At 44.6% G+C, this 12,834-nt stretch carries 16 protein-coding genes; 5 read left to right on the forward strand and 11 right to left on the reverse strand.

Annotation, left to right across the window (positions count from 1 at the left end; genetic code table 11):
- Nucleotides 1–204: 204 nt before the first annotated feature.
- The gene (locus JGK22_RS10075; RefSeq protein WP_293217557.1) at nucleotides 205–1,296 is read right to left on the reverse strand and encodes a hypothetical protein; all 1,092 of its coding nucleotides are present in this window, start codon (nucleotides 1,294–1,296) and stop codon (nucleotides 205–207) included.
- A 69-nt stretch (nucleotides 1,297–1,365) separates the two neighbouring features.
- Here JGK22_RS10075 and JGK22_RS10080 point away from each other — a divergent pair, with 69 nt between their 5' ends.
- Nucleotides 1,366–1,506 carry a hypothetical protein gene (locus JGK22_RS10080; protein WP_293225267.1) on the forward strand — a complete coding sequence of 47 codons (141 nt, stop codon included), beginning with the start codon at nucleotides 1,366–1,368 and terminating at the stop codon, nucleotides 1,504–1,506.
- Here JGK22_RS10080 and JGK22_RS33240 read toward each other — a convergent pair.
- From JGK22_RS33240 to JGK22_RS10115, 8 genes are all read right to left on the reverse strand, one after another.
- Nucleotides 1,491–1,658, reverse strand: a complete 168-nt coding sequence (locus JGK22_RS33240; RefSeq protein ID WP_363319731.1) for a DUF5615 family PIN-like protein — start codon at nucleotides 1,656–1,658, stop codon at nucleotides 1,491–1,493. The two genes, JGK22_RS10080 and JGK22_RS33240, sit on opposite strands and share 16 nt — an antisense overlap.
- A 388-nt stretch (nucleotides 1,659–2,046) precedes the next feature.
- Nucleotides 2,047–4,593: a protein-arginine deiminase family protein gene (locus tag JGK22_RS10085; RefSeq protein WP_293312795.1), complete on the reverse strand. Its 2,547-nt coding sequence runs from the start codon at nucleotides 4,591–4,593 to the stop codon at nucleotides 2,047–2,049.
- A gap of 210 nt (nucleotides 4,594–4,803) precedes the next feature.
- Nucleotides 4,804–5,127 (reverse strand): DUF433 domain-containing protein, encoded by a 324-nt coding sequence (locus JGK22_RS10090; RefSeq protein WP_293212480.1) that lies wholly within the window; start codon nucleotides 5,125–5,127, stop codon nucleotides 4,804–4,806.
- A 62-nt stretch (nucleotides 5,128–5,189) separates the two neighbouring features.
- Nucleotides 5,190–5,885, reverse strand: coding sequence for a hypothetical protein (locus tag JGK22_RS10095; protein WP_293178182.1), 696 nt, complete (start codon nucleotides 5,883–5,885; stop codon nucleotides 5,190–5,192).
- A gap of 123 nt (nucleotides 5,886–6,008) precedes the next feature.
- Nucleotides 6,009–6,335: a DUF433 domain-containing protein gene (locus tag JGK22_RS10100; protein ID WP_293178179.1), complete on the reverse strand. Its 327-nt coding sequence runs from the start codon at nucleotides 6,333–6,335 to the stop codon at nucleotides 6,009–6,011.
- Nucleotides 6,336–6,373: 38 nt separating this feature from the next.
- The gene (locus tag JGK22_RS10105; RefSeq protein ID WP_293192923.1) at nucleotides 6,374–6,715 is read right to left on the reverse strand and encodes a DUF5615 family PIN-like protein; all 342 of its coding nucleotides are present in this window, start codon (nucleotides 6,713–6,715) and stop codon (nucleotides 6,374–6,376) included.
- A 3-nt stretch (nucleotides 6,716–6,718) separates the two neighbouring features.
- A complete protein-coding gene (locus JGK22_RS10110; protein WP_096829719.1) occupies nucleotides 6,719–7,045 on the reverse strand; it encodes a DUF433 domain-containing protein in 327 nt (108 codons plus the stop codon).
- A 42-nt stretch (nucleotides 7,046–7,087) separates the two neighbouring features.
- Nucleotides 7,088–7,582, reverse strand: coding sequence for a hypothetical protein (locus JGK22_RS10115; RefSeq protein ID WP_293217566.1), 495 nt, complete (start codon nucleotides 7,580–7,582; stop codon nucleotides 7,088–7,090).
- A 184-nt stretch (nucleotides 7,583–7,766) separates the two neighbouring features.
- On the opposite strand from JGK22_RS10115, the gene JGK22_RS10120 reads away from it, so the two are divergent.
- The 4 genes from JGK22_RS10120 to JGK22_RS10135 all read left to right on the forward strand — a co-directional run bounded on the left by JGK22_RS10120 (nucleotide 7,767) and on the right by JGK22_RS10135 (nucleotide 10,557).
- On the forward strand, nucleotides 7,767–9,014 hold the full coding sequence (locus tag JGK22_RS10120; protein ID WP_293217569.1) for a hypothetical protein: 1,248 nt from the start codon (nucleotides 7,767–7,769) through the stop codon (nucleotides 9,012–9,014).
- A gap of 136 nt (nucleotides 9,015–9,150) precedes the next feature.
- A complete protein-coding gene (locus tag JGK22_RS10125; RefSeq protein WP_293217572.1) occupies nucleotides 9,151–9,768 on the forward strand; it encodes a hypothetical protein in 618 nt (205 codons plus the stop codon).
- A gap of 7 nt (nucleotides 9,769–9,775) precedes the next feature.
- On the forward strand, nucleotides 9,776–10,219 hold the full coding sequence (locus JGK22_RS10130; protein WP_293217575.1) for a hypothetical protein: 444 nt from the start codon (nucleotides 9,776–9,778) through the stop codon (nucleotides 10,217–10,219).
- A gap of 137 nt (nucleotides 10,220–10,356) precedes the next feature.
- A complete protein-coding gene (locus JGK22_RS10135) occupies nucleotides 10,357–10,557 on the forward strand; it encodes a type II toxin-antitoxin system HicB family antitoxin (protein WP_293217579.1) in 201 nt (66 codons plus the stop codon).
- A 237-nt stretch (nucleotides 10,558–10,794) separates the two neighbouring features.
- Here the strand turns inward: JGK22_RS10135 and JGK22_RS10140 are convergent, their stop codons facing one another.
- Both JGK22_RS10140 and JGK22_RS10145 read right to left on the reverse strand, forming a co-directional pair.
- Entirely contained in the window at nucleotides 10,795–12,204 is a 1,410-nt protein-coding gene (locus JGK22_RS10140; RefSeq protein ID WP_293312797.1) for an NAD(P)(+) transhydrogenase (Re/Si-specific) subunit beta, read from the reverse strand.
- Entirely contained in the window at nucleotides 12,201–12,494 is a 294-nt protein-coding gene (locus tag JGK22_RS10145) for an NAD(P) transhydrogenase subunit alpha (protein ID WP_106150865.1), read from the reverse strand. The genes JGK22_RS10140 and JGK22_RS10145 overlap by 4 nt, the downstream gene beginning before the upstream one ends.
- Nucleotides 12,495–12,834: the final 340 nt, after the last annotated feature.

The following is a 12,834-nucleotide window of genomic DNA, read 5'->3' on the forward strand; positions in this document are numbered from 1 at the left end:
AATTGGTAATGGGTAATTGGCAACGGGAGCATCTCACTTTTGCATTTACAGTGCGAGCGTCCCCGCTCGCGTATTGTACAATACGCGAGCGGGGACGCTCGCACTACAATAAAAAAAATGCTTTTTACAAAACTGAGATGCTCCCATTGGCAACCAGGGCGGGTCGATCTATTGTGCAACTACCCCCTGATACAATTATACTGGCTATTTGACTTCAATTTTCACTCCGTAGTTTGCTTGGCGATCGCCCGAAATTTCAATAGTATAATCGCCGCTGCTGGCTAGTTGACCTTGCCACTGACCTGTGCTATCAACAGTACCTACTTTTTCACCGTTAGGAGCAATAATATCTGCACTAACTTGACCTTCTTGAACCTTTACTGTCATGCTTTGGCCGCTATTGCATTCTAGCAAGTAGCGCTTCGATTTGTTGGCTGGCAAACTATTGCTGAGAGTAGTTCCGGTAGCACCTGCTGGAAAGCTAACTCGCTCAGTTACAGGGGTTTCCACCGCAGCGGGAGACGCCGCCGGAGAAGGTAACGGTGACGGGGAAGCAAGTTGCGGAACGCCTGAGAGCGATGGTACTTGAGTCGGATTCGGCGATGGTGCGCTGTTGGCGGGCAGTGTCTGCTGGGGTGCTGGGGGCACTCCGGGCTGGCGGTAGGCGCGCGCTGTTGGAACAGGGGGAGGGCTTTCAGGCAAGGGTACGTCCGAAGGCAATCTGATTTGAAGGTTCGCTCTTTCTTGATACATTCTCCACGCGAGCAAACTGCCGAGACTTATCGTGGAACCGACTAACATTCCGCTCAGAAAAATTGCCAATATTTGCCAGATTCGACTTGGTTTGCGATCGGGATTTGCGGTGTAATTTGTGACAGGTAAATCACCGACGATTTGACTTGTTTCCGGCGCATTATCGGCGGAAATTGGAATTGTTTCTGTTTCTTCTATTGCCGTTGAAATATCTTCGGGCGCGGCAATTTCATCCGAAGTTTCTGGGGGTTGGGAAGTTGCTGTTAAAACATTTTCACTGGGGAGATTTTCTGTAGGAGTTTCTGGGGGTTCGGAAGTTGCTGCTAAAACATTTTCACTGGGGAGATTTTCTGTAGGAGTTTCTGGGGGTTCGGAAGTTGCTGCTAAAGCATCTTCAATTGGGGGGATTTCAGCGGGAGTTTCTGCGGGTTCGGAGGTTGTATGGGGATTGGTAATGACAGTATTCGCGAACTCATCGCTGTCAGTAGCAATTGTTTCCGGTTGCTGAGTCAAAATTTGATTTTTTTCCTGTTCGTTACTCATGGGACTAAATTTTTTGTACAAATACTGCTTTTAGACATTTTACGTTATATTAAATCTGGTGATGGCCCAATGATGCTGAGGGCGCGGGCGGGACGATCGCACTTAGGACTGAAGTCCTCACTACAAGCCAATTTTATGAGAAATTTGTCGGTTGGGGCGATCGCAAATTTAGCAACTTTTAAAACCTCTGATATTTATCGAGATGGATGATTGACTCTAAAAAGCCTCCCTGTCAATGTTTCCACATTAGAAATAGCCTCCGAAATTCGTGCAGCCATCCTCTGTCTGTCCTGTTGGTCGTCTTTACAGACAATGATACCAGCATGGTTAGGCTGTGAAGCGTGCAGTCGGATAAAATCGATTCAATTGAGTGTTAAAACTACCCGTTCATTTGTAACAGCGGCGCGGGTGCGTCGCTCATATATTGTCGTCAATTACCGAGATTATCGCAGCGACACACCCTACTTTCATATCAAATCCCGTTGCATAGGAATTATTAATCTCTCTATTCTCTCTCTGTGTCCTCTGCGCCCTCTGCGGTTAAATCATTTCCATACAACCGGAAACGATATCACTCGCGGCGCGGGTGCGTCGCTCATATATTGTCGTAAATTACCTAGATTATCGCAGCGACGTACCCTACTTTGACTACAAAATTGGTACATTTGAATTTATCGTTGGGTGGGGGCGGGTTTTTGAGATTGTGGGTTTTTGGCGGGAATTTTTGGCGAACCCGCCCCTACAAGATACTCAATTATTAGGCAAAGATTGCCAAAAAGGCCGGGGTTCAGGCTTCCTCACAGTATTCGTCGCCGACTGTACATTTCCTTTCAATTCTTGATAATATCTATCGTCCAGAAAACTCATGCTAACACCAGCAGGAAGCAGCAATTGGCGCAATCTTTCTTGAGTGTAATCTAGACCATCAATTATCGGGCCGCGCGGATTTGAGACTAACAACTTACCGTTAACAGGCACCGAATTGACCATATTCGGCCACCAAGCATAACCGCTGTAGCCAAACATCGCTGGAACCTGAACGATTTGGTCGTCTGCGAGGGAAAACTCTCTTTTCAACTTCTCTAAAATCGGATAGATTTTCTGCTTTTGCAGATTGAGATTGTGTTGAATTAAAGCAGGATTATTCAATGCAGCCCTGACTGTAGTTTCGGTGCTCAAGCCGCGATTGATTGTAACATCACCATAACCTTTTCCCGCCAATTCTTCCAACAGCCTAACTCCGGCTTCTGGACTGGCGATCGCCATTATATACTTCCCGGGAGTTTGAGTGGGAATAAAATTGATAATTTCATCGACTTGGCGAGTCAAAAGCCAAGAAGTGTCAATATCCACCGCTGGGCCTTGAATTCTTTGAGCTTGAATAAAATCAAGTACCTCAGAATTAAAACCAGCATTCCCCGAATTTCCGTAATAAACTCGACCCATTGGATGTCCGGGAATCGGCGGCGTCACCTGCAAATTTCCGTATCCATCAGACCACTGATTCACAGGGTCTAAAGAGCGAGGTTTGCCAATTTTAAATACTCTCAAATCCCGCTCTTGATTTGACTTAGCCGGCTTGTCGAGTGCTGGATTGCTAGGGCTTTTAATCGCGACATTAACTTGACGCATATCGGATTTTTCTGGAACTTGAACGTAGCCATTTTTATGACTGTCTTGCATCCAAGCATTATCACCCTGGATGATTTTTACTTGAGCGCCCGTGGGTTCTACGGCTTGTTTGAGTTGGGAGATGAATTCACTGTTAGCCGAGCCTCGATCGCTGACCTGAACTTCTGTTACTGGTGCTGTATTTGGTGCTATCATCCAAGGACTAACGCCCATTTGGATGGTCGCGGCGGCGATTTGTTGACCGTTATTTTCGGCGGTTGCTTTGAGATTAACAGTGCCGTTCCAATTGCGATCGGCAAATTGTTTGGCTTCCACTCCTAAAACAATATTGGTGCTGAAAATTATGGGTTTAGTACCGGATATATCTACAGGTAGCCAGCCGCCGGCAGTTTTCTGAAAAACGCTGACGTAAGGGCTGCCAATGCTGTCAGCGGTGATAAATAATTGAGAATTTTTGAATTTTTCCGACAGGATTAAGTTAACTTGAGAAAGCATTGCTGCGCGGCGAGGGACGCTAACCTTGGTTTCTTGCCAAGTCGGTATTTTGCTGCGGCGATCGTTATTGCGATCGTTATACACAATCAGCGCGCCGCTGGACAATGACCATTGTTCTTTTCCGGCTTCGTCTACCTGATTAATTTTGCCGTCTCTGTTAGTATCTCCGGCAAAGAAGAAGTTGGTCGGTGAGGTTGCGGGCGTAACTAGGGCTGGAGTTGCGGTTGCGGTTGATTCGGGAGTTGGTGTTGCGGTTGACTCGGGAGTTGGTTGAGGAGTTGGTTGTTGATTGAGTTCTAATTGTTGTCTTTGTTGTTCTTTTAGGGCGAGTTCTTGCTTTTCTAATTCTTGTCTTGTGAGTTCTTTTAGTGCTAATTCTTCCCTTTCTTTTGCTTGGCGGGCGAGTTCTTGTTTTTCTTGTTCTTTGCGGACTAATTCTTGCCTTGCAAATTCTTGTCTTTCTATTTCTCTGCGGGCGAGTTCTTTTTTCTCTTGTTCTTGTCTCTCTATTTCGCGGCGAGCAAATTCTATCTTCTCTTGTTCTTTTCTGGCAATTTCTCTTACCTGTTCTTCCTCGGCTCTAATTTTCTGTGCAGAACGTGCTACTTGCCATTCGTAGGTAGCGAGAGTGAGGTTTCCTTGATATTCGATGGTTTTGTCGATCGCGCGTTCAGCCAACAAAGAACCGTGGGGAATGAGTCGGAGGGTATTGATAGCCAATTGCCAAAAGCGTTGCGACTGTTCCCAAGTAGCGGGATCGGCTTTAGAAGTGCGTCCAATGACGACGGCTTGGGAAGCTATTCTAGCAGCTTCGTCCCAGTTATTTTTGGCTTGTTTTTCTATTTCAATCTGATTTTGAAGGTTTTGGAGTTGCTGCGTAAGAGTTTGGGATTGGTGGCGGGGGCTTTCTGGTTGCCAATATTCGGGAGAAAACAGACTGCTGTCGGGAGTTTGGGCAAGTTTATCTAATCGTACCTTGAGGCGATCGCGCAATTTGTAGAGTTCCGGGAGGGATTGCGGAGTGTCGCCGTCGGGTTGTCGCGCCGAGAGTGCGAGTTTGTAGTTTAGAGTAGGTTGAGCCACTGTCGTAGGGATGGCAACCCAAATTATACCGATGACGACACCGAAAGCATTGACGATCGCGATCGCCACATATCGAACCCAGCGCATATAGTTAATCCTCAGACACCCAGATGATTTTACCTAATCTTGGTGCATTTAGTAAGATTTTAGGATAGGTTTGGGCAAATAGGACTTAGCATGGGGCCCAGAAACCGGGTTTTTCGCGAAAATACTTTGTTGCTACCGACAGATTAGGTAAAAAACCCGGTTTCTTTGTCGGAGTCGGTAAGTTCTGTTATGGGTAATTTGCGCCATGTTTTATGCTGCTTCATTTCTAGCTATTGCTGTTTCAATTTCGTCTGGGTAAGCATCAGCATAAGCCCAGGCATTTACTAAATCAGCCGCAGTCAAATGGGGATAGCACTTCAAAAGTTCAGCATCGCTGCATCCGAGACGGCGATACCCGACAAGTACCCAAACTTGTATGCGAGTATTGCCAACACAGGCATCGCCGCCACACACGCCGGGAGTTTTTTTAACGCCTAGAGAACCGTTGGTTAAAGTTTGAGTTAGGATGCTGATGAGTTTAGCTTTATCAACCGGATTTTTTGTTAGTTTGGAAGTTTCGCGGGCGGGAAGCAGCGAGCAAGATGGCGAGAAGAATCAGAAGAAGAGTGAAGTGAGGATAGATACTTGCTAAACCCTTATTTTTTCTTAGTGCGGTTGCGTTTTCTCGATTCAGCCGCCATATTTTTGGCTTTTTTTTGCTTTGCTTTACTTGCCTTAGAGCCATTGACAGGACTACCACCGATCGGTTTGCTTGACCATCCAAATAGATCGGAGTTTTCAGATGCAAGCGTAGGGGCAATTTTAGCATTATATATCTGCTGAAATTGTTTTAGACCTTCCTCCGTACTCATATCAAACCCTGCTTGATGACCGAGCGTTACAAAGGATTTGGCAAATCCGAATTTAGAAGAATCTTCCATAATCTCCTGAAATTCCGGCTCAATATCCCGCAGGTATTTGATAATTGAAGTGGCATTTTGCAGTTTAAATTCTCGTTTCAAAAATTGCCATAACGCCAATAATTCCGGGATAGCATTTTCACCGTCTTCCGGCGAAAGCAAAGTCACTTTCCTGGGAAATAAGTCTTCGATTACAGTTTCCACATCTGCCACTTTCATGCAAGGTAGTGTAAAACCTTCATAGCTGAAAGCGTAATAAATGAACTGCGATATCCAAGATCCAACGTCTGGATAAGTTTTACCGTATTCTTCTCCTTCGGGAGAATTGACAAATAACTCGATTAGAGTTTCCTGATAATCTTCCAGGAGGGGTTCTGCTTCGTCATAGTCTAGGCCGTCTAGTTGGCGGATGTTAAAAGGTTTATCTGACATAGTTGATTTTTTTTGAATTTAATTGACTTTAGATCTAAGGTTAGTACAACTTTGGCAGTTCGATTAATTCTTTAGGATTTTATTATATTTAAAATCTTCGATCGCAGAAATTTGTGCCATGTTTTAGGCTTCCTCATTTTCTCTGATCGCAGCTTCAATCTCTTCTGGGTGTGCCTCAGTGTAAGCCCTAGCATTCGCCAAATCCGCTGCACTCAAATGAGGAAAGTCTTGCAAAATCCGCACATCATTTGCACCCAGAAGGCGATAATTTGCGATCGACCAAATAGGTATGCGAGTCTTGGTAATTCTAGCATCGCCACCACATACGCCCGGAGTTTTTTCAATTCCTTGCCAAGTATTGCTTAAACTTTGAACTAATAGCTGTATTGCTTGAGTTTTTTCAATGGGAGTTAAGGCAAGGAGTTGTTTTTTTAATTCTTTCAGTGCCATTTTTTACAATCTCAATCATTTTATATGGTTGGCTTTCTTTACATTGAAGGACGATTAACTCGAATCAATTTGCCACTCAATGTTTCTTCAGCAGAAATAGCGTCATTAATTCGGGTCGCCTGTCTTTCCCAGTTGCTATCTTGAGTACAAATGATAATACCAGCATGGTCTGGTTGTGAGCGATGCAGTCGAATAAAATCACCTCGATTGAGAGTCAAAACTGCTCGCTCATTAATCACTGCAAAAGCCAATACATCCTCATCAGGAATTCCTGATCCTGCGTTTCCGGCTTCTTGAACTGTTAAAATATCGTAACCTAAAGGTCGAAGAAACTCAACTACTGGCAACGGATATTGTTCATCTGCATAAATTCGCGCCATGTTTTAGGCTTCCTCATTTTCTTTAATTGCTTGTTCAATTTCTTCTGGGTAAGCATCAGCATAAGCCCAAGCATTGACTAAATCAGCAGCAGTCAAATGGGGATAGCACTTAAAAAGTTCAGCATCGCTGCATCCGAGACGGCGATAACCCACAAGTACCCAAACTTGTATGCGAGTATTGCCAACGCAGGCATCGCCGCCACACACGCCGGGAGTCTTTTTAATGCCTATAGCACCAGTGCTTAAGGTTTGAAGTAAAATTTCTATAGCTGCTGCTTTGTCCGCTGAATTTAAGGATGCTAGATCGATTTTTAATTCGGTGAGTGTCATTATTTACTATCCCATTTTTACAGATAGAATATCCTAGCTAAATTATAACGCTTTATCCACTTGCTTCACCTCTTCCAAGGTTAGTCCCAGCACCTCTGCGATTTGCGAGTCGCTCAAGCCAAACTGCCGTAACTTACCAATTGTTTCTATTTTGGCTTCATCCTTTGCCTGCTGAAAGTCAGGAGTTTTAGGCTGATTTTCATCTGGGGTAGCAGTGGGGCGATCGGAACAAACGTTGATATAGCCAATAATGTTGCTATTACCAAAACTAATATTCAGATTGTCTTGCCGAGCAAGAACAGATTTAAGATTACTTTTATCAACAGGTTCATCAAAGGCATCAGATAACATTTGTAAAAGTTCGTAACCCACATCTTTAACGTGACCTTGTGTAAGACGATAAGTATCTGCAATCTCAGAATACTTTTGTTGCTTCAGTGTTCCCTCGATAATTCCGCGCTGCAAGTCATTTAGACGTTTGCCAGTCTTGGCATAGACAACTTTATCTACAAATTGCAATACCTCGTGAATGTCCATCAGCATAGATGTGAGAGAACTGGTGTCATTATACCCGACTTTATCCGTCTATATCCGTCCCGATCCGACTTGCACATCAAAGGTTATAAAAGATCCGTCTTTTTCCGCTTTTCAGATTGTGAGAGAAAACTCTACTATATGGAGGGTAAAGTTATGAAGCGTAGCTTGGCTGGAGAAAGTAGCTATGAGTGGAGGACTATTCGATTGGGTTGGCGAAGTGATTGCAGAGATAGGGTCTGAGATCGCTGAAGCGTTCGGATCTGATGATGCTGCTGGTAGTAACTCAGGACAGGCACAGGAGAAAAGCAGTAACAGCGATCGAGAAAGAGGTAGAGCTAGTTATCAACAGGGAGAAGACTTGGAGGTATACACAGAGGAAAAACTCGAAAAATTTGGATTGAATGCTGTTCAGGTTCCTCGTAACTTCCTTTACAATGAGACATTTGAACAGTACGGTAGACCTACTCAAGTCGATGTCACCATTGATGATAATAATGACAACGAAGTAGCAATAATCGAGTGCAAAGCTTACACAACAAAATGGAATGATGTGGATCAAGCTCAACGGCTAGTTCATGTAGCCAAGGAAAGAGGAATTCCCCTAATCTTTTCTACTTCTGATGGAACGACAGACTGCTTTGGCTCTCGTGTCAAAGAAGTTTTGAATGAAACTCAGTGCTTCGTAATCTCTCCCGATAATATCTTCTTTGCCGATCCATCTGATGTCAAAGAAAATGGCATTACACTGGGACTTCCTCCTGAAATCAAATCTCACTGGAATAGCAACAGTAGTGACAGTGGAGGAGAATCATTATCGAGTGATGGTGGAGGAGAAGCCTTACTTGGTGGCTTAATATCATCATTTGTTGGCTTTTTTGGGAGCAGTCCCGACTCTGAATCAAGTGATACTTCTGATTCCAATAGCAGTGATTCTAGCGATAGTGACGGCTCTTGGGATTTGTTCGGTAATTGGTTCAGTGATAGCTCTGACTCTGAATCGAGTGATAGTTCTGATTCCAATAGCAGTGATTCTGGTGATACTGGCGGCTCTTGGTTCAGTGGTTTGTTCGGGGATAGCTCTGACTCCGAATCAAGTGATAGTTCTGATTGCAGCAGTAGTGACTCTGACTCAAGTTACAGTTCCGACTCTGGCTCAAGCTATAGTTCCGATTCTGGAAGTAGTGATTATGGAAATAGTGGCGGCTCTTGGGATTTGTTCGGCGGTAGCTCTGACTCCGAATCAAGTGATAGTTATGATTGCAGCGACAGTGATTCTGACTCAAGCTATAGTTCCGATTCTGACTCAAGCTACAGTTCCGACTCAGACTCAAGCTCAAGTTCCGACTCTGGAAGTAGTGATTATGGAAGTGGGGATTATGGCGATAGTGGCGGATCTGATAGTAGCTCTAGCAGTAGTGATAGTTGGTGGTAACACCGGCTTTTTATGGGAAGGGAGCAATGGATAAAGCTATCTGGCAAGAAAAGAAATTTTCGGGAAAGGTAAGCGACTACATCATCCTAGTAGCACAGGGCAACATCCTAAATAGTGAGACTTGCAGTGTGGTTTTATGAATCAACAACCAGTTATTAGACAAGAGACTCATAGCGGACACAATTTTGAGACTCCTCTCTCTCAACTATCGGAAACAATTAGAAAAAGCAGATGGGCTAAGTCTCAACTAGATGGCATAGTTGCAGTTGGTTTGGAAGTTGCCAAGGAGACTGACGCTATTTACTATGAGGAAGGAAGCTTTACCAAATTTAGGCTATACCTACTGTACAAAGTAGCTTTTGAAGTATGGTCATATCAGCATCAAGCTATTCTCCAGATTCTAGAAGCCGGTAAATCGGAACACTTGAAAAAACATTCCCAGCTAGTTTGGCAGCATCACAATGTAATGATAAAGATGTTTGATGATCTCAACCAGCTTGCTAGTGTCACTGACCCAAATAGCTTGAGAGATAGCTGGTTATCAGTATGGACAGAGGCTATCTCTGAGTTGACGAAATTCGTAGACATCCCAAGGCTTTATCCGGTAAATAAAAACAAGAAGCTAAATTTCCCTAAATTTAGCTTTAGGATGAGGCTACCGGATATGTCTCCAGATAATAAGTTTGCCATTTTTGCAACCTGTTTATTAGTGCTTGCAATAGTTATTGCTACCCTACTACTGATTCGTAATTGAGGAATATATGAGAGATAAAGGAATATCCGAAATCTTAATTTTTGGGTTTGGCTGTGGGATGCTATGGGACTTCATAACAACATTTTTAGGGGTAGTAACTATAGTTGCAGGACCGAATTTTTCTATTTCTATGAAGAACATTGATACTAATACTTTTGGAGTCTACGGAATAGCTTTTGTTGGTACAGTTATAGTCTTTTGCTTCAACCTCATTACTAAAAATGTCTGGAATGACGCTCGTGAGGGAAAATGGACATTATTACCAATTTGGTTTCTCTGCGTTGTTTTTGACTTCGTTACATCACTTGCTGGAAACTACAAGTTTATACTACCGGGAAGACAAAATGAAATAGCTGTTATAGGTGTCGTATGGTTCACAACTCTACTCACTACTATCAGCCCAATGACTGTTTACTATTTAATGATGGACTACGAGGATAAGAACCGCTAGATAGACATAAATCCCCAAAACAAAAACCCGGTTTCTCCAAGAAACCGGGTTTTTTACGAGAGGCGAGCATAATTCATGTGATATAATGACGAGTAAAACTATAATTGTTTGAGCTTGGCAGTCCGCCACTTCAAATTATGAAGTCAACACAACAGTTTACAGCAATCATTGAACGAGAAGGCGACGGATATGTATCCCTTTGCCCAGAACTTGATATTGCCAGCCAAGGTGACAATATAGAAGAAGCGCGACAAAATCTGATCGAAGCGCTGGAACTATTTTTTGAGACAGCCGATCCTTCTGAAGTCAAGAATCGGCTGATAAGATTCGGCGATTGAAATCGCTTCTACACAAACAAAGTCGGCCTCCGCCGACTGAAGAATATTGATATCAAACTAGACTTAAATACCCGCTTATTTTCTTAGTCCGCGAAGGCGGACTTTGTTTGTATAGACGCGGTTTCAACCGCCGAGTAATCAAGACGGCTAACTCCAAAGAAACCGGGTTTTTTATCAAATCTATCGACTACAACGAAATATTTTCGTAAAAAAACCCGGTTTCTAGGCCTCGCAATCCTACAACTGCTTAACCTCAGCAACCAACTTCGCAACCACATCCTTAGCGCTACCAAACAACATCATCGTCTTATCCTTATAAAACAACTCATTGTCAACACCCGAAAAACCAGCACTCATCCCGCGCTTAATTACGATCGTATGCTTAGCCTTATCAACCTCCAAAATCGGCATCCCGTAAATCGGGCTCGCCGTATCGTGACGCGCCGCCGGATTCACCACATCATTCGCACCAATCACTAAAGCGACATCCGTCTCTTCAAACTGCGGATTGATGTCATCCATATCGTACAACTGCGGATAAGGCACGTTTGCTTCCGCCAGCAACACATTCATGTGCCCAGGCATCCGCCCAGCCACCGGGTGAATCGCGTATTTCACGTCAACTCCCATTTTTTCCAAACCGTCGGCTAACTCGCGCACGGCGTGTTGTGCTTGCGCTACAGCCATCCCGTAACCCGGAATGATCACAACCGATCGCGCATAACCCAACATCATCGCACTTTCTTCGAGATTGATGCTGCGAACAGTTTTGTCGATCGCACTACCAGCAGCCCCAGCAGTCGCAGCACTTCCGCCACCACTACCAAACGCGCTAAACAGTACACTAGAAAGCGATCGATTCATCCCCTTGCACATAATTTGCGTCAAAATAATCCCCGACGCGCCCACCAATGCACCAGCGATAATCAACATATTGTTCATCAAAATGAACCCAGCCACACTCGCCGCAATCCCCGAATAAGAGTTAAGCAGCGACACCACCACGGGCATATCACCACCGCCAATCGGTAGCACAAACATGATTCCCAGGATATTGGAAATCGCCACCAAACCGAGGAATACTGGCACATTTTCGGGATTCGCCAGCATATAACCGCTGCCGGCTAAAAGCGCGATCGCCAGCATGGCATTAAACGGCTGTTGTAGCGGAAATGTCATCGGCGCACCCGGTAGCAATTCTTGCAGCTTCGCAAACGCTACAAGGCTACCTGTGAAGGTGATTCCGCCAATCAATACGCCCAAAAGGATCGTGATTGTCGCATCGGGAGTTGGCGATTCCGGGATGCTGAGATAGCGCCAGAATTCGCCCACAGCCACGAGGGCAGAAGCCGCGCCCCCAAAGCCGTTGAGCAAACCTACCATCTGCGGCATATCCGTCATCGCGACGGTTTTTGCCATGATTGTTCCGGCGATCGAACCGATGATGATTCCGACTACAATTAGTTCGTAGCTGACTACTTGCTTTTCTAGCAATGTACCAACGATCGCAATCAACATCCCGATCGCAGCTAACACATTTCCTTGACGCGCAGTTGCGGGCGATCCCAACTGTTTCAAACCGACAATAAACAAAGATGCGGCAACTAAATAACCTAGTTGAATGGCACTTGGCAGAAAATCACTCACGCTTTAACCTCTTTTTTCTTGAACATTTGTAGCATTCGATCGGTGACTAAGAAACCCGCAACAACGTTAATTGTGGCAAGGGCGATCGCGATCGTCCCCAAAATCGAAGTAACAGTTACATTACCTTGCCCTGAAATTAGAATTGCGCCTAAAACAGCAATTCCTGAAATCGCATTGGAACCCGACATCAAAGGTGTATGTAGCGTCGGTGGGACTTTGTTAATAACTTCAAATCCCACAAACGATGCTAGGGTAAACACCACTAAACCTGCAATCAATCCTTCTGCCATGACAATTGGTAATTGGTAATTGGAAATAACTCGTTCTCGGTTGCGTTTTGCATTAACATTCGGCGGTTGAAACCGCTACTACACAAACGAAGTCTGCCTCCGCAGACTAAGAAATAAAAGATGATTCGGCGGTTGAAACCGCTACTACACAAACGAAGTCTGCCTCCGCAGACTAAGAAATAAAAGGGGTATTCTAGCCAGATTTGGTATCACTGATAGGCAGAGCCCTGTAACTATAGAACTTCATTAGTCCGCGGAGGCGGACATTGTTTGTGTAGCCGCGATTTCAATCGCCGGGGCTTCATTAGTCCGCGGAGGCGGACATTGTTTGTGTAGCCGC

The sequence above is a fragment of the Microcoleus sp. PH2017_08_TRC_O_A genome (genome assembly GCF_020738665.1).
In the GTDB taxonomy this organism is placed as follows: domain Bacteria; phylum Cyanobacteriota; class Cyanobacteriia; order Cyanobacteriales; family Microcoleaceae; genus Microcoleus.